This is a genomic window from Geotalea uraniireducens Rf4 (assembly GCF_000016745.1).
GTDB classification, from domain to species: Bacteria; Desulfobacterota; Desulfuromonadia; order Geobacterales; family Geobacteraceae; genus Geotalea; species Geotalea uraniireducens.
The window spans coordinates 5,043,518-5,060,891 of the sequence record NC_009483.1; the positions used below are offsets into that span (position 1 = coordinate 5,043,518).

Consider the following 17,374-nt stretch of genomic DNA (forward strand, 5'->3'; position numbering starts at 1 on the left):
GACGTGTTTACGTTATTGGGACTGCTCTGTTCGAGCGCAGCCGTATTCCCTGCACTTCCCAGCCGTCCAGCTTGAAGGCGGACGAGCCGACTCTGCTTACGTTGTGGGCCAGCCAGCACCTGGTGGGGAATGGACAGCCGGCAATGGTCGGTCGACCGCCAGGGGCACTGTTTTGCACGGCAGAGAACCCACAGCGGATGGCTTCGACCTCCTCACGGTTCAGGTCGCGGACGATAAAGACCAGCCGGCCGTGATGATCCGCAAATGGGCTCTGTGCCGGCCATGTGCAGAGGCTGACCGGCGGATAGGCCACATCCTGGACGCAGTGGATTACCCGCGGCAGGGGATCGCCCATGATATTCATCAGCCCCTTGACCCGCAGGATTTTGGGGCCGTGGGTTTGCAGGATCCGTCCCATTGCCACGGCGAAGCTGTACCAGGCCACGGGATCGGGGAAGCTGATGACAAAACTGCTGACCGAGTCGCCATGATGCCCGTGGGAATGGTCGGCTGCGTGGTCTGCAGCTGTACCGGCCCCGGGCGGCTTCTGGGCGCGCATCTGCTCGGCACCGAGCCATGCCGCCACATTGGTCGACCGGCCCCCGGTGGAGTAAATGCCACAGCCGAACAGCGCGTCCGGACTGATTCGGCCCCGGCACACATCGATCCGGGGCGCACCGGGATTGAGTGCATCCAGCCGCCCGTCCAGCGCGGCGCGACCGGTGGTATTAGCCAGATCGCATTTGGTGATCAGCAGCCGGTCGGCCATGGCCACCTGGCGGACCGCCTCCCGGTGCTGGTCCAGTTGCTGTAGGGCGTGGGTGGCGTCGACCACGGTGATGACACCGTCACACTGGTAGCGGGCCGCAACGAACCATTCCTGGGTGAGCGTGGAAATCACCGGGAGGGGATCGGCAAGACCGGTGGTTTCGATGACCACCCGCGACACCTGCGGAATCTCACGCATTGAGCTGCGCTGGGCCAGATTCCGCAAGGCCTTGACCAGATCCCCCTGCACGCTGCAGCAGATGCAGCCGGAGTCGAGGATCATCATCGTCTCGTCGACCCTGTCGACCAGGTGGTGATCTATACCGACCTCGCCGAATTCGTTGATCAGGACCGCTGCCCCGGCCATCTCGGGATGCTGCAGCAGATTGTTGAGCAGGGTGGTTTTCCCCGCACCCAGAAAGCCGGTGAGCAGGGTCACGGGAATCCGCCTGTCGGTTTGCGCCATCAGGTCATGGTACGGCTGCGTTTCGTTGTTCATGGTGTTTCCTTTAATCCAGAGAAAGCGGTTTCACGCAACGACGCGACGACGCAACGTTTAAAACCATGATCCAAAGATTTGTTTAAAAGCCTTTCGTCGCTTAAAAGCGCCTACTTTTGGTGCGGCGTTGCGTCATTGCGTGAGGAGCCGCGTTTTTTGTCTCTTACGACTTGAGTCTTCATAAAAAGTGAGCAAACCTGAACTGCAATCGAACGCGGATGACGGGGATTGAGCGGATTTACGCAGATCTTAAAACCTTTTTTCTGCCTTGGTTGATCCGTGTAAATCCGCTTAAATCAGATTTGATCCGCGTTCTCTTGCCTTTGATTTCCCATGGTTCCGGCTTGTCCGGGTTGGGTTTAATCGCCTCAATTACCCGTCAAGCCCTGTCTGCCTTCAATCTGGCAAGACTGTCCAGTACCTGCTCCGGCAGGGCATCCCGCGGAATGTCGACGAAGTAGAACTGTGTGGGGGTTAATGGGGGCAACGGCTCTCCCCCCCAGACCATGCCGGACACATCAAGGCCCTGGGCCCTGCCGGCAGCCGGGAAGTCGCCGGCGCCGATGAACACATCGATCTCCGCGAGCGCCGGGCTGTCGACAACTTTCCCCTCCCCCATGCGCAGGGCCAGCGGCCACCGGTAATGCCTGGCCAGGTTGATCAGGGGCCGATACAGCTCCGGATCAACACCCCCCGGTTGCACCCCGGCCAGCGACTCCTCCAGCAGCAGGCCACCAACGGCCGCACCGGATACCGAACGGGCAAGATCGGCCACATACATGGCGGAGTCCTCGATACTGTCTCCGTCCAGCTCCACCTCCCCGCGTCCCGCCGCCCGGCTGGCCTTTTGCAACCAGGAGCCGGGTGACGGCATGGACAGGACCAGCGGCAGCTGACCGCGGAGTTGCGCCAATACGGCTTCGATGATTTCAGCCAGGAGCTCCCGCGGTTGCGACTGTTCCAGCAGCTTGCGCAGCGGATAGGACAGCTTGCGCTTTCCTGCCAACTCCGCTTTGACGGCTGGATTACGCTGCAACCATGCGTCAAAGAGCTCGCCGACCTCAATCACCGCCACATCCGGCTTCAGCAACCCTTGGGCCTGGGAGAAATAAGCGAGGTATCTGCTCGCGCTCTCCCAGGGATCGCCAGACTCCCCCACGAGCAGTCGTTTCGTATAAGAGAAGGATTTAAGCCACGTCCTGATGTTGACGCTGGCACCATCTACGGGCATGAGATCGGCGAGATTCTGGCTCATTTCTTTTCGTCCCCCATCGCACCCAACTCGACAAGACGGGCTTCCAGTTCATCAATCCGGACATCCTTGGGATGGCGCATATAGTTGGGCTTGGGCTTGTTGGCGTCGCGGGTGATGTCCGGGCTACCGGCATACAGGGTGCCGACATTATCACCCCAGCAGCCAAAGTACTGCAGATGTGCCGGGGGCTTTGGCGTGTTCCAACTCTTGACGAACTCGGCGAACGGAACCCCACGGGCAACACGATCCTGGCGCTCTTTATCACGAAGTGCCCTGGTTGCCTCGTGATTGATCGCCAGGGTAAGCGGATCGAACTTCACCTTGTAGAGACTTTCTGCTACCCCCTCGGAAATCAGCCCTTCTTCGATATCCTTGATCACCGCCCGGGGGTCGCGCTCCAACAGATCACCATAGCCGGCACCGGCACCTTGGGAAATCATGAACATCTCACCGCGCTTGGAGATCTCGAACCCCATCCCCATGTGGTGGGTGGTGTAGCTGGCGCCTTCGAACGGTTGCTCGTTCATGATTTCGGCAATGGAATGCTTGAACTTATCCGGTTCGTTCAGGAGCACGTCATAGACGTCCACCCCCTTCACCTTGCACAGGGGATAGGCGCCGCAGGAGTACCCGCCGAAGAGCCCCTGCATCGGCGGAATCTTGGCCCCCTGGCAAACGGTCATGAAGCCCCACTGTTCGCTGTCCTTGGTGGCGACCATCATGGTGTATCCCTGGCCGCCGCGGTACTTGCCGGGAGCGATTGCATCCTTGGTCATCTTCTTGGAAACCAACTGAAGGAAAGGGACCTCCTCCTCGTTCAGTTCCTGTTCACCGATGTCCGCCATGGTGGCGAAGATCGGCGCCAGAGCTGGTTCGCCATCACAGTCGGAGCGGGCGCCATGCCCCATGCCGTTCAGGTCGGCACAGAGGTTGCCCAGGGTTTCGCCGTGCTGGCTCACACCACCCCAGATGAAGGTGTTGATCATATTGAAAGTCGGCGCATGAACCTTGGTGTACTTCTCCGGGCAGCTGTAGAGGAACTTGGCCACGGCGTGCTGGGCGGCGGTAAATCCGGTGAAGATCGACATCAGGCTCTGGGAGTTTGGTGCGTCGTAGGAGCAGTCGACAATGGAATGGGGATCGGTGATCACCTCGATGGGGGCGAACGCCGCCTGCCCCCGCGGCAGGTCCGGCCAGACGTAGCAGAGGAACATCTGGGCGATCATCCCCTTTAAGCCCGCCAGAACCGTATTGGTGGCGCGGTTGGTGAATTCCGGACTCGATCCGCGGAAGTCGAATATGAGCCGGTCGCCGGTCTTGGTCAGCTTGCAGTTGATCTTCACCACGCAGTTCTCACGCAGGGTCGAATCCTGGATAATGTAGGTACGCGAAGTCATGTCCGGCCATTCACGGATGCGGCGGATTACCTCGGCGCGCACGTTCTCCATGGTCAGACGGAGCGTGGCAATAAGGGCCTGTGGCCCGTCGGTCCGCAGGGTCTCCTCGACCCGCTGCTTGATCCGCAGGCAGGCGAAGAGCTTGACCTTCATGTCCTCGTACTGGAGCTTGGGCTCGCGCACCGAGTTCTGCAGGAAGGTCAGGACATCGCGCTTGATCTCGTAGTTCTCCACGACCCGGAACGGACTCATCTTCAGCCCCTCGTCGAAGGAGGTCTCGGCCATGGAGGGCATGCCGCCCGGCTCGATGGCGCCGTTCTCCCCTTCGTGCACCGTGGAGGCAACCCAGCAGACCAGCTTTCCCTCCCAAAATATGGGGAGGATCATACTCTGATCGGTATTATGGACATTGCCATAACGGGAGTCGTTATGTATGAAGCCGTCACCTTCGCGCACCCCCACCGTCGGGTCATTCATCCAGTTCTTGATGATAAATTTGATCGGGTGGTGAACCAGCGTCGAGAAAATCAGCACGCCTCCCGCACTAGCGATGGCCAAGTCTCCCGATGCGGTGTAGACGCCGGTGATGACGTCGCCCCACTTGGCACCCGGCGCTGCCCCCATCGCTTCCACCATTTCGAAGCCTTCATCGCAGCCGGCCTGGACACGGTCACGAATCTTGGCGGTAGTATGCACGTCATTGTCTTGCCTGATGGCTTCCTCTTCATCCTCACTGCGCGGCATGAGGTCGTGCCGACGCATGATCTCCGGATCCGGGCCAAGGAATAGTGTCGTATCACTAAGGAATTTCTTGATCAGTGCGATTTCCTCGGCACTGGGCGTCTTCGCCGCACTTGGCATAATAGTTTCGCTCATTTTTAAATCCTCTCAAATTGTTAAGGTCAAATTGGTTTTCAACCCGGTCAGGCCCGCAGGAACCAGGAGGCACCCTGCTTGGCGGAAACAAAGTTCCAGCCCGGATTCACCAGATAGGTGGTCACCTCGGAGGCGATCACCGCCGGCCCGGCAACCTGGACACCCGGTTCAATCGCAGCCCGATCCCAGACGGGGGTATCAAGCGGACCATCGTGACCGACGAAGTAGCATTTGCGGGTACTCTTGGGTGCGGGTGGCGCCTTGCGCCTGGCCGGTGCAGCGGGTTTTATATCTTCGAACTGGACCGTTTCATGGCGCACGTAAGCCGCCACCCGGATGGTATTGATCCGGATCCCCGCCTCGGGGGCCTGGCTCCCTTCACCGAAACGTTTGCCGTAGTCCAGTGAGAACTGGGAAATCATCGCCATGACGTCGGCGGGGCCGTGCAACTCGTGCACCGGGATGACCGCGGTCGTCTGCACCAGCTGGTTGCCATAGCGCATGTCCAGTTCAAGGCTGTGAAGGATCTGCTCCCGCGGAATCCCCTGGCGGATCAGATCCTGGGTCCCGGCCTCCTTCAGCTCCTCGACGATGCCGTTGAAGCGATCATAGTCATCGTAGATGTGGCGGCTGTTGGAGTCGTACAGCACCATGTAGAGGGACCGCTCATGGATGTGCAGCTGATGCATGTTGCCGGCGCCGACGGCCGAGAATACCGAGCTGAAGGGGGGTGCCAGGATCTTGTTAATCCCCAGGTTCTGGGCGATGCCGCAGCAGTGCAGCGGGCCGTTGCCGCCGTAGGCGAGCATGGTGAAGTCCTTCGGGTCGTACCCCCTTGCCCGCATTTCGGTGAACAGGCCGTTGGCCATATTGTCGTCAACCTTCTGGCGAATCAGCATGGCCGCATCGATGGTCGAGCAATCCAGGTCGTCGCAGAGCGCGTCTTCAATGGCGGCGGCGGCCCGACGGGGATTCAGGGAGATCGAACCACCCGCGTAGTTCTTGGGATCCAGATAGCCGAGCACCAGGTCCGCATCGGTCACCGTCGGCCGCATGCCACCCCGGTCGTAACAGGCCGGACCGGGATCTGAACCGGCACTCTCGGGGCCGCACTTGACCGTCTCGTACATCCGGTCGTAGGAGGCGATCGAGCCGCCACCTGCACCCAGCGTCACCAGGTGCACCATCGGCACGGAAACCAGCCAGCGATCGACAACCGGGTTGAAGTCATAGTGTTTGATGCCCCCCTCGACGACGATGCCGATGTCGTAACTGGTACCACCCATGTCGGTTGCCACCACATTCCCCAGTGCCGCCTGCATGGCCAGATGTTCGGAGGCGGCAATACCGGATACCGGGCCGGAGTGGATGGTCTGCAGGGCATCGGTGGAGTTCAGCTGCGCCATGCCGCCCGAGTTGTGGATTACCAGCATCGGCTTTTCATAGCGGTGGGCACGCAGGTTCTGCTCCAGGGCCGAGAGGGCGTGATACATGGTCGAGTGGAGATAACCGTCGACAATGGCCGAGGTCGCACGCACATACTCCCCCTTCCGTCCCGCCACCTGGTGGGAGAGGATGACCGGTATGGCACCCAGCAGATGGGACGGATATTCCTCCAGCAGGATCTCCTCGATCCGCTCTTCATGCATGGGATTGACCACGCTGTTGACCAGGGCCACGACGATGATCTCGGCCCCCTTGTCCACCAGGGAACGGATCTGGACGCGAACATCGTCTTCGTCCAGTCGCATCACCAGCCTCCCCTCGAAATCAAGACGCTCGCGCACGCCACGAATCATGTGGGGCAGGACCAGGGGGGCAGGCCGGGATGCATTGGGGAGATCCTGCTTGCCCAGGTCATCCAGCCCCTCGCCATAACCACGGGCGCGGCTAAGCGGGACCGTCGCCTCGAAACCCGCGGTCACAAGCATGCCGATCCGCGGCCCCTTGTGTTCGATCAATGCATTGGTACCCAGAGTTGTGGCATACCGCACAGAATCCACTCCGGCCAGAATATCTTCCAACTCCAGTCCAAGGACGTTGTAGGCCTTGCTCAGCGCTTCGTTGAACCCGAGCGCCAGATTGTGGTGAGTGGTGAGAGCCTTTTCCTCAATGTACTTACCATCCCAAACCACGAAACAATCGGTGAAGGTGCCACCGATATCGACAGACACGCGCCTCATACTACCTCCTTTATTCTTCGCTCCGCAGTTCCGGTTCTCTCCGGCTCTTGACCGGAGGGGAACGGCGGGATTTCTGGTTTATTAATGGCCGTGTCCGGCGCCAAGGACTACTTCAGGGCCTCTCACCGGCTCAAGGACCTCTTCGCGAGTCGACCATTGGGCCTTCAGCGCCGCCAGATCCACCTCCATGTCGTAGAGGGGGGGATGTCCGGGAATGGCGTATTCGGTTTCCACCTGGGTGCCGCACTTGGGGCAGTAATACTCGAGAATGCGTACCCACTCAGGATCCGGACTGAAGGTGAAGCGGTACTTATCCGGATCGATGATCGGCGGATGAATTTCCCTCGGGTCGCGGTTGTAAACCAGCAGCCCTTCCTTGTAGCTCTTTTTTGCGGAACCCACTTCATGGTTACAGACGCGGCATTCCCAGGTCTCTTTGTCCAGGTCGATGCGGAGATATTCGGTCATCAGTACTTTCATGTTTTCAACCTCTCTTGTTCAGTAGAATGTCGCCCGCGTCGCTGATGACAAAACTCCATCCGTCAAGGACCCGGCAGGTAAAGAAGTCTTCTTCGATAATGGCTGGACCAACGCCGTAGTCGCCTGTTTTCATCTCGTTAAGGTTGTACACGGGCACTTCAATGCGTCCCTTGCGTTTGGTCAGCAGGGTACGATTACTGTGCAATGACGCCTTGTTGCCCTTTTTGAAGCTGGCTTGTTTATCTTTTTCAGAGCGCAAAACCTTGACCGCTTTCAACTCGACTTCGACGTGCTCGGCCTTCTTGAACGGAGCCGGTACCGCCGCATCCGTCAGGAAGTGGCTGATCTCCCTGCCGTCAACTGTCGCCACGAGGCGAGCGCGCAGTTCATAGCGCCCTTCGGCAAATCCTTCCGCATACATGTCGCGGGCGGCCTTCGTCTTCAGCGCGGCGATGGTCTCCTTCAGCCTGCTTTCATCGATGCCGTGGACCGTGGCGGCGTAATGCTGGGATATGTCGCACTCGCCGATACCGTAGGCACTGAAGACCGCGGCCATTTTCGGAACTGCGACAGTATCTATTCCTGCCTTCTCGGCGACGCCGCAGGCATTCAGGGGGCCGGCTCCGCCGAATGCAAGCAGGATGGTCTGGTCCGAGATGCTGGTGGTACGATGCAGCTCAACGGCAACCTTTTCCTCGTAGGCATACTGCATCTGCTGCAAGGCATCCTCGAGATCCAGGCCAAGAGGTTTGGCAATATTCTGCTCGACCGCCGCCGCTGCGCGTTCGGCGTCCAGGGCCAGATCACCGCCAAAATAGGATGTTGGATCAAGGATGCCGCTCAGAAGACTGGCATCGGTGATGGTCGCTTCCTTGCCGCCGCGACCGAAGCAGGCCGGACCTGGAACGGCGCCGACGCTCTCGGGTCCGATCACGATGCGCCCTTCATGGGCACGGAAAATCGAGCTGCCGCCGACACCGGCGCTGATGATCTCGCAGAGGGGGAATGAAACGGTAATACCTTCCACATTGCCACGCCGCTTCTCCGCCACCGTGTCGTTCAGAAACTGACCGATATCGGTGGTGGTGCCGCCGATGTCGATGGCAACCACATCGGAAAATCCGTACAGCTTGGCGAAGGTCTTCATCCCCTCCATGCCGCCGCGCGGGCCGGAGCTGTAAGTTTTGATCGCGATAGATTTGGCCACCCGGGATGAGTCGCCATCGTTGCGGAAGATCTGAAGGGGATTCTTGGTGCGATAGCTGCGCAACCGGTTCTCGGCGTTATAGAGGAAGTTTTCCATTGCCGGATGGAGGAAGGAGTTGATCAACGCCGTCCAGGTACGCCGCGCCAGATGGGTGTCGGCACTCAGATCGCTGCCGTACAGAATCGGCACGGCGCCGAGGAGGTGGCGGGGGTACTTGCGCAGGGCGACCTTCTTGAAAGCCGCCTCGGACTCGATGAAATCCTTTCCGCCGAAACTGACGACCAGCCTGTTCGCCCCGGCAGCGGTGAGCTCGTTGATGGCCTTGACGATCAGGTTGTCACGGTCGTCACGCTGCATCAGATCGTCAGCCAGGATTGCCACCCGGTTCCCCACCAATGCAGCGTACAGTTCGGGATCATGTTCGGCCAGACTGACCATGATGTCTTTTGTGGCACCATGAATAATCAGTCCGAGACGTGGCCCCTTCCGCTCACAGATCGCGTTCGTCCCCTGGGTCGTTGAATAGCGAATGAGATCGACCTCTTCCAGTAGACGAGCAACATTCGGCTCGCCGTAGATGACACCGGAGGCCTTCTGCAGCCCCTCAAAGAAGCACTTACTGAGATCATAAGGAGTTGTTAGTACCTTGGTTTTGTTGACCAACCCGTCATTCAGAATGCAGATATCGGTGAGTGTCCCCCCGTTATCGATGTTGATTTGTAATCCCATGCTGCGTTACCTCCTACCTTCGGTTTGCGTTGCTGATGATTGCCTTTTAGCGCCTGTTTATTTATGCATTCTGTGGCAGTTGCAATTCACCTCCCTCTGATGGATTTGGTTATGGCAGACCAAGCAATAATCAAAAACAATGTTTTATGATGCTCCCTATTGCGATCTCCATGCCAATCAATTTCATATGTTACCGGTGAATGCATTCGTGATTAAGTATCTAATTTAGTTGTGTTTATTTTATTGGCATACCGTCGTGCATTTTATTCTATTGATACAACGTCGTTTTGTCTCGGATATGAGACTGAGACAGTCTCATATCCGAGACAAGCCAATGACTGGGCAGCAGATATATCGACCCCATGCAAGAGTGTTCTGGAATTTGCAGGTGAGCTTTTCAGGCATGCTAACTGACTGATTTCACACATCAAACTGATCTCTGAAGGATGATAGACACCGGATAAATATTTAAAACGAACTTCTCGTCCGGAAAGACAACGCCCCTCCCCGCCAAGGGATTAAGAGCGCAAGAAAGGCAACAAAGGCGAGAAAAACGAATCGATCGGGTGAAATCGTAAGAGTGGTTGGCGTGGCCACTGTTGCAATTGGTACGATGTTTGTTTTAGAATTTTCTATACCCTTGTATTTTTTGGAATCGATGTGCTACACTTAAATGAATAAATATAAACATTGTTTTAGCCGCTACAAAAAAACAGGCTGCGACTCAAAAGATCTAAACTGGAGCTTTAGAAGGAGGCATCCGATGGCTCTTGTGAACCCATACGTCACGTATCCTAAAGATCGACGCAACATCCATAAACTCCGGGATAGATTTGAAGTTGGACGGTTCGCCAATGAACAGCTGAATGTCTATGAAAAAAAGCTGATCACAGACTGGTCTCGCTGCAAAACAATCGGTGTCGATCCGGGTATGCGTGATGGGATCGTTATTCCCGAAGATGAGTTCAGAATCGCCGTTGCCCATAGCAGTTTCATAATCGAGAAAGCAGAGCCGATTCTGCAAAAGGTTTCAAATCTGCTGGTGGGTGTCCCTGGCATTCTCATTCTTACCGATAATCAAGGTACCATTCTGCACATCGTTGGTGATTCGTCCGTGCGTATGCGGGCAGCCGATGAATCTTCGCTTATTGAAGGATCTCGCTGGCTCGAGTCGTTGGCGGGAACGAACGGCATCGGTACGGCTATCGCTCAAAAAGAGGCCGTCCATGTGTTTTCCAACGAACATTTTTGCGAAGGGTGGCACCAGTGGTCATGCGCAGCAACGCCGATCCTTGACCCCTTCACGGAGGAGGTTCTCGGCGTCGTCGACTTTACCACCTTTGATAAGGACTACCGGGAAGACGCAGTAGGGCTGACCTATTCCCTTTCTGGCCATATCAAGGCAGAACTGAGACTCCAGCTGGAATTGGAAAGGATGCAACTGATCCATAGCTACTCGGACCACTCATCCCGGTATCCAGCTGATGGCATCGTCGTTCTGGATCGAATGGGCCGTGTCGTCAGAAGTAGTCCGGGGATTGACCCGGACGAATGCGATCTGTTCCAGAGATGCAGGTGCGAAAAAGAACAACCAAAAATGGTGCAACAGGTCTATTTGCCTGGTACAGAGCGGGAAATCGGTTCGCTCCTGGTGATCCATCGCAAGAAACCCGTTACCATTTCAGTACCGATAGAATCGGCACTGATACGTTGTGTTGCCACGTTTGGCGAGTTCGTCACGGCTAGCGAGAATCTCAAACTGATTATGGAACGGATCAGCAAAGTCATCCCTTCTGATATCAACGTGCTGCTCATCGGCGAGACTGGAACCGGCAAGGAGATTGTCGCCAACTACATTCATGCGCACAGCAAACGTCACGCAGGCCCTTTTGTAGCGGTCAACTGTGGAGCAATCAGCAAGGAACTCTTTGAAAGCAAGTTTTTCGGCTATGAGCGTGGCGCCTTTACCGGTGCCGACCCTCGGGGTAGGAAAGGGGTTTTTGAATGCGCCGACGGTGGGACCCTCTTCCTCGATGAGGTCGGAGAGATGCCATTGGAAATCCAGGCAGCTCTCTTGCGGGTACTGGAGACGGGACGATTCAACCGCGTCGGCTCAGAAAAAGAAATTGCCACAAACTGCAGAATTGTCGCCGCAACAAACCGCTCCCTGTCCCATGAGATCACGCGGGGTACCTTCCGGGCTGACCTTTACTACAGGCTTGGTGTTGCCACGTTCGACATACCTCCCCTGAGAGAACGACCTGAAGACATCCCTGTTCTTATCCAACGCACCATGGTGTCATTATGCCGGAAGCACGACCTGCCCCCATCAAACATTTCCGAAGAGGCCATGGAACTCCTGACCGGATACAGCTGGCCGGGAAATGGGCGCGAGGTCAGAAATGTCATCGAATCGGCCATGATTTGCGGCGGTTCTTCCATTTCCGTCCAGGATCTGCCCATGAATATCAAATATTCACAGAAGCTGCCGCAAGAGGCGATCTCTGTGAGTGGTGCGCACCTGACTGCAGCACAGGGCAGGAGTCCCGACTCTACCGGCTACCGGATAAATGCCAATATCTCGCAACGCGAGGTGCACCTGATCATAACAACCCTGGAAAAGTACAAGGACATAGCCCTCGCCTGTGAGGCGCTCGGCGTTTCCAGAGCGACTTTTTACCGTAAGTGCAAAGCCCATGGGATTACGCCGAGTGACTATATTTAGTCAAAAGTCCAGGTTGCCCAGGTTCACCAACCGGGCATTACTTGATCTATTGAAAAAATTCCCAATCCCACCGAAAAACTCGGTGGGATTTCTTATTTTTGCTTGCAGAGGTCAGGTTTTGACAAGGCGTTTATGGGTGTTAGTATTGCCAATAAGAAGCTCGCGCTGAACACAGAAAGCTGCCGGATATTTCCCCCTTTCCCGCGGGAAGGCCATAAGTCATGAAAGATATCCCAAAGAAAAATGCACCTTCCAAGCTCAGTCTTATTCTAACCATCCTCAAAAGTTCAATAACGCATTTAGGTCTTGTTCTGACCCTGCTCTTTTCCCTTACAATCATATTGATTTTCACCTATTTCACGACTTATCAGTCAGCCAAGGAACAGATATTGGATGTAGGCGGTGAAATGTTCACCAAGGTAGTAAAGGACGTAATCGGTTTTATGGAGATGATGGACGCGAGGGTAAAAGCCGGCGAAATAACGCTTGCGGAGGCGCAAGATCTCGTCCGTACGTATGTTAATGGACCAAAGAAACCGGATGGCAACAGGGATATATCAAAATCGAAGATGTCAGTGGACGATTACATGTATGTATGGGCTTCTTCCTATAAGCATGATAGAGGCACGCTAACGATGCATCCGTTCAATGTGGAAGGGGTCAACGAGTGGAATTATCAAGTGAAAGGCCGCTATACGATTCGAGAATCCTGGTCAAATATTAATAATACCGGCCGTGTTTTCCGCCAGCTGTGGAAAAACCCGGGAGAACCCGTTTACACATTTATCGCTTATCAGGAGTATTTCGAGCCTTGGGATTGGATTGTGGGATGTGGCGGAAGAGAAGAGATCATATATGAAAGAAGATTAGGGGGGTTGAAAGGAAAGTTCTTGATAGTAGGCGCGATCTTTTTGTTAATTTCTACCATCCATGTTTACTCTTTCACACGCGTGGAAATCGCTCGCAGGGAGAGAGAGGAGGAAGTCAGGAAATTAAACAAAGAGCTTGAGCAGCGAGTGAAGGAACGAACGGCACAGCTGGAAGCCACGAACAAGGAGCTCGATGCCTTTGCTTACTCCGTCTCCCACGACCTGCGGGCTCCGTTGCGCGCCATTGACGGATTCAGCGCTGCTCTGCTGGAGGATTACAGGGACAAACTGGATGATGAGGGAAGAAAATACCTTCGCTACGTCCAGGAGGGAAGTCACGAGATGAGTGATCTCATCGACGGGCTTTTGAAGCTCTCCCGGTCCACGCGTGGCGGGATAGCTCCGGAGCGTGTTGACCTTTCCGCAATGGCGGTGATGGTGGCAGAGGAACTACGTAAGGCGGAGCCTGACCGTCGGGTGACCATTCACATCGCGCCGGGTGTGGAGGCCTTTGCCGATCACCGGCTGCTCTGGGTCGTCATGGAGAACCTCCTTGGCAATGCCTGGAAATACACGAGCCAGCGTGCCGACGGCCGCATTGAGTTAGGCGTCGCAGAACAGCAAGGCAAGGACGTCTACTTCGTCCGAGACAACGGGGCAGGCTTCGACATGGCCTATGCCGACAAACTCTTCCTTCCCTTCCAGAGGTTGCATAAAACCAGCGAGTTTCCGGGCATCGGCATCGGCCTGGCGACGGTCGAGCGGATCATCCACCGCCACGACGGGCGTATCTGGGCGCAGGCGGCTGTGGGAGAAGGTGCCACGTTTTATTTCACTCTGGGATTGGAAAGGAACGATGATGAGAAATCGAACTATTCTCTTGGTGGAGGACAATCCCAAGGATGAGCTCCTCACGTTGCGAGCGCTTAACAAGTGCCATCTGGCTGAATTGGGACGTTACTGGCTGATCATCAATGAGCCGCCGCGCAAGGAGGGGGGAAAGACGCAATGAGTGGGCATCTTCGTATACTGATCATCGATGATTCCGAGCGAGATGCCCTGCTGTTGGTCCGTGCCCTGTGCAAGGAAGGGCTTGAACTGTATTCAGAGCGGGTCGACACCGCAGAAGCCATGGAGAGAGCGCTGATGGCTGGACAGTGGGATGTTGCGATTTCCGATTGCCACATGCCGGACTTCACTGTCGAAGGGGCACTGGCTATATGGCAAAGAGAGGGAAAGGATCAACCCTTCATCGTGGTTTCAGGAGCCATAGGCGAAGAGGAAGCAGTAGCGCTTTTAAAAGCGGGAGCCCACGATTTTGTCAAGAAAGACAACCTGGCCCGCCTGGTGCCGGCCATCGAGCGCGAACTGCGGGACGCGGCGGACCGTCATGCCCGAAGAGAGGCTGAAGAGGCTTTGCGCCAAAGCGAGATGCGCCGCCTCCAGCTTCAGGCGGAATTGAACTGTGCGGCCGAAATGCAAAAAATGCTGCTTCCCCGGGATCCCCTTACTTTAGCCGGCTTTGAAATCGCCGCGTTTTGTACGCCTGCCCGTCAGGTTGGGGGTGATTTCTACGACTGGTATGAGACGATTCCGGGGATCGTGACCCTGACCTTTGGTGATGTCATGGGCAAAGGAATGGCAGCTGCCATGCTCATGACAACGGTACGGGCCACTCTGCGTGCCGTAACCCTCCGAGTTCAACCATCGATAGCAGTTCAACTTGCCGAACAGTCCCTCCGTCACGACCTGAACAGTTCAGAAAGCTTTGTGACTCTTTTTTTGGCACGACTCAATGTTGATGCCTCTCTAATGACGTATGTGGACTGCGGCCACGGTTTTGCATTCCTGCGGCGCCGTGATGGAATGGTTGAAGAGCTTCTTCCACGGGGCCTTCCTTTAGGGGTCTCGTCTGTAGAGAAATATCAAGAGGGGGGATGTGTCTTTGAAGAAGGGGATGCCTTCGTTCCCCCCTGTGTCAGAATAGTTGTCGCCTCAGATGGGTTGTTTAGCCACGGTCTTTCGAGCTGAATTGCAACGAGCGTAGCGAGCTTGCGATTCAGCTCGAAAGACCGGGACCGGCAAAAGCCGGCGACCCGTATTTTTTCAACATCTGGGGGCAGCAAGGATCTATAATGACATACACACAAGGATTCAAATCCAGCCTGGTTCGCAAGATGGCCTGCCCTAATGGCGTCTCGGCCTCAGCTCTATCCCGAGAAGTGGGAATTCCCCAACAATCACTCTCTCGCTGGCTTCGAGACGCAAATGTCGTGAATGAATCTGGTAACTCCCCAATTTCTGAAGCACCATGGAGAACAATGTCCCCAAAGCGCCCACAAGACAAGTCTGCCGAAGAAAAGCTCAAAATCGTCATCGAAGCCGAGACGGTTGCCGAAGATCAACTTGGCGCCTTCCTGCGTCGCAATGGAATTCATGAAGCACAGTTACGCGAGTGGCGCGCCATGATGCTTTCGGGGCTGCAAAAACCGTCTCGGCCTTCCTCAAAAACATCAGAGGAAACTCGCAAAATTCATGCACTGGAAAAAGAATTACTGCGCAAAGATAAAGCATTGGCCGAGGCCGCCGCGATTTTGATCCTCAAAAAAAAAGTCCAATCGATCTGGGGGGGCGAGGACGAGCCCACGGACAAGAGGAACGGCAGATGATCGGGCAACTTATTGAAGAGGCAACCCATTCCGGAGCGAGACTTGAATCGGCCGTTGTCGCCATCGGGCTGAGCATTCGCACGTTCCAGCGTTGGAATCTCCAGGATGACGGAGCAGATCGGCGACATGGGCCAGTCGCAGAACCGGCGAACAAGCTGGCTCCGTCGGAGCGGCAGAACATCATCGATATTGCAAACTCCCCGGCGTTTCGGGATATTTCGCCGAAACAGATCGTGCCGCAATTGGCCGATCAGGGAATATACGTGGCGTCGGAATCGAGTTTCTACCGGGTGCTCAAAGACGATGGGCTGATGACTCACCGGGAACCCTCCCGGCCCGCCACCAGCCGCAAGCCAAAAGAACATGTGGCTACCGGTCCTTGCCAGGTCTGGTCATGGGACATCACCTACTTGAAGAGCCCGATTCTTGGGCAGTTCTTTTATCTCTACATGATCATGGATGTCTGGAGCCGCAAGATCGTAGCGTCCACGGTGTTTTTAAAAGAATCCAATGACTATAGCGCCAGGCTGTTTCTGAAAGCCTGTATCAGGCTCGGCATCAATCCGGAAGGCCTGATTCTTCACTCCGACAACGGCGGCCCGATGAAAGGGGCGACCATGCTGGCTACTCTCCAGCGCCTGGGCGTAATTCCTTCCTTCAGCAGGCCACAGGTCAGTGACGACAACCCTTTCTCAGAAGCGCTGTTCCGAACCATGAAATATAGACCTGGTTATCCGAGTCGGCCTTTTTCAAGTCTGGCAGCGGCCCAGACTTGGGTTGATGGTTTCGTCGCTTGGTATAACACGGAGCATCTGCACAGCGGCATTCGCTTCGTCACCCCGGACGATCGCCACTTCGGCCGGGAGAAAGCCATCCTGTTAAACCGCCGGGAGATATACGAGAAGGCCCGGCAACAAAACCCAAACCGCTGGTCAAAAAACATCCGAAACTGGGAGCCAGTGGAAACAGTTTATCTTAACCCTGAACCAACGGCGGAAGTCGAACTTCTTGACGCCGCATAAAAATTCAACAGAGGCGACAACTACCTTGACACCCGCCGGTTCTGTACAGCGATGGATTGATTGATGCCCAAACAGAGCTTGCTCTCGACAATGTGGCCTTGGCTGCCCAACTGGAAGGAGCAGCAAATGCTAAAGAAATGGTGGATCGAATAGCAGCGATGATACCGCCTGGGACTACCCTGCCAGACGACTTGACAGTTCTGGTAGTACGCAAACGTTAGATGGCCGTTATTCTTTTCCACACACTCGTTTAAGAAATTGTATTATATATCAACTCATGGTTTAGCTTCAGATGTAAAATCGGTTGAATTCACGCCCGAAGGACGTGGCTTTGATTGGCCAGAGAACGTTGCATTCCACGATGGTGCTGTTCGGAACATGCGGCTGCAAGCCCTTGATGAGCTCGATAGGCAGCATGTTCGGCCCATGCGGCTCACCGCTGTGCAACTTGATGCCTATTTTGCCGGTCATACCCTGATTGATTTTTGAATAGATTTTCAGCAATCCGTTAGCACTGATATCCTTCGTAAAAAATACTTGGGATTTGCTCTGTCCTGCGGCAACAGCACTACCTATACCTTTAAAATCGCATACGGCAACAGTACCCAGCGCAATGGCACTTGTCTTCAGAAAACTGCGACGCGAAATTTGCTTTTCCATGTTTTCTCTCCTTTTGATAAGAGGTCATTTCAAAG

The 17,374-nt window shown here is 55.6% G+C and carries 13 protein-coding genes; 6 read left to right on the forward strand and 7 right to left on the reverse strand.

The window, feature by feature from the left end:
* Positions 1–7: 7 nt before the first annotated feature.
* From GURA_RS22160 to GURA_RS22185, 6 genes are all read right to left on the reverse strand, one after another.
* Entirely contained in the window at positions 8–1,267 is a 1,260-nt protein-coding gene (locus GURA_RS22160) for a CobW family GTP-binding protein (protein WP_011941128.1), read from the reverse strand.
* 379 nt (positions 1,268–1,646) lie between these two features.
* Positions 1,647–2,522, reverse strand: a complete 876-nt coding sequence (locus GURA_RS22165; RefSeq protein ID WP_011941129.1) for a hypothetical protein — start codon at positions 2,520–2,522, stop codon at positions 1,647–1,649.
* Complete coding sequence (locus GURA_RS22170; protein ID WP_011941130.1) at positions 2,519–4,795, reverse strand: hydantoinase B/oxoprolinase family protein; 2,277 nt, start codon at positions 4,793–4,795, stop codon at positions 2,519–2,521. Before GURA_RS22170 ends, GURA_RS22165 begins: the two co-directional genes overlap by 4 nt.
* 47 nt (positions 4,796–4,842) lie before the next feature.
* Positions 4,843–6,978, reverse strand: coding sequence for a hydantoinase/oxoprolinase family protein (locus tag GURA_RS22175; protein ID WP_041245616.1), 2,136 nt, complete (start codon positions 6,976–6,978; stop codon positions 4,843–4,845).
* Positions 6,979–7,059: 81 nt separating this feature from the next.
* On the reverse strand, positions 7,060–7,458 hold the full coding sequence (locus GURA_RS22180; protein WP_011941132.1) for an acetone carboxylase subunit gamma: 399 nt from the start codon (positions 7,456–7,458) through the stop codon (positions 7,060–7,062).
* A 4-nt stretch (positions 7,459–7,462) separates the two neighbouring features.
* A complete protein-coding gene (locus tag GURA_RS22185) occupies positions 7,463–9,394 on the reverse strand; it encodes a hydantoinase/oxoprolinase family protein (protein ID WP_011941133.1) in 1,932 nt (643 codons plus the stop codon).
* A gap of 763 nt (positions 9,395–10,157) precedes the next feature.
* On the opposite strand from GURA_RS22185, the gene GURA_RS22190 reads away from it, so the two are divergent.
* The 6 genes from GURA_RS22190 to GURA_RS25480 all read left to right on the forward strand — a co-directional run bounded on the left by GURA_RS22190 (position 10,158) and on the right by GURA_RS25480 (position 16,900).
* Entirely contained in the window at positions 10,158–12,119 is a 1,962-nt protein-coding gene (locus tag GURA_RS22190; protein WP_011941134.1) for a sigma-54-dependent Fis family transcriptional regulator, read from the forward strand.
* A gap of 221 nt (positions 12,120–12,340) precedes the next feature.
* Positions 12,341–13,894 (forward strand): cache domain-containing protein, encoded by a 1,554-nt coding sequence (locus GURA_RS25055; RefSeq protein WP_011941135.1) that lies wholly within the window; start codon positions 12,341–12,343, stop codon positions 13,892–13,894.
* Entirely contained in the window at positions 13,845–14,000 is a 156-nt protein-coding gene (locus GURA_RS24845) for a hypothetical protein (RefSeq protein ID WP_198134578.1), read from the forward strand. Before GURA_RS25055 ends, GURA_RS24845 begins: the two co-directional genes overlap by 50 nt.
* The gene (locus tag GURA_RS22200; protein ID WP_011941136.1) at positions 13,997–15,019 is read left to right on the forward strand and encodes a PP2C family protein-serine/threonine phosphatase; all 1,023 of its coding nucleotides are present in this window, start codon (positions 13,997–13,999) and stop codon (positions 15,017–15,019) included. The genes GURA_RS24845 and GURA_RS22200 overlap by 4 nt, the downstream gene beginning before the upstream one ends.
* 104 nt (positions 15,020–15,123) lie before the next feature.
* A protein-coding gene (locus GURA_RS22210) for an IS3-like element ISGur5 family transposase (RefSeq protein WP_085949352.1) occupies positions 15,124–16,679 on the forward strand; the annotation gives its coding sequence in 2 pieces (ribosomal slippage) (positions 15,124–15,601 and positions 15,601–16,679; 1,557 coding nt in all).
* Positions 16,680–16,720: 41 nt separating this feature from the next.
* Complete coding sequence (locus tag GURA_RS25480; protein WP_083765001.1) at positions 16,721–16,900, forward strand: SpoIIE family protein phosphatase; 180 nt, start codon at positions 16,721–16,723, stop codon at positions 16,898–16,900.
* 67 nt (positions 16,901–16,967) lie between these two features.
* Here GURA_RS25480 and GURA_RS22215 read toward each other — a convergent pair whose 3' ends face one another.
* Positions 16,968–17,339 (reverse strand): twin-arginine translocation signal domain-containing protein, encoded by a 372-nt coding sequence (locus tag GURA_RS22215; RefSeq protein ID WP_011941137.1) that lies wholly within the window; start codon positions 17,337–17,339, stop codon positions 16,968–16,970.
* Between the last annotated feature and the right edge of the window lie 35 nt (positions 17,340–17,374).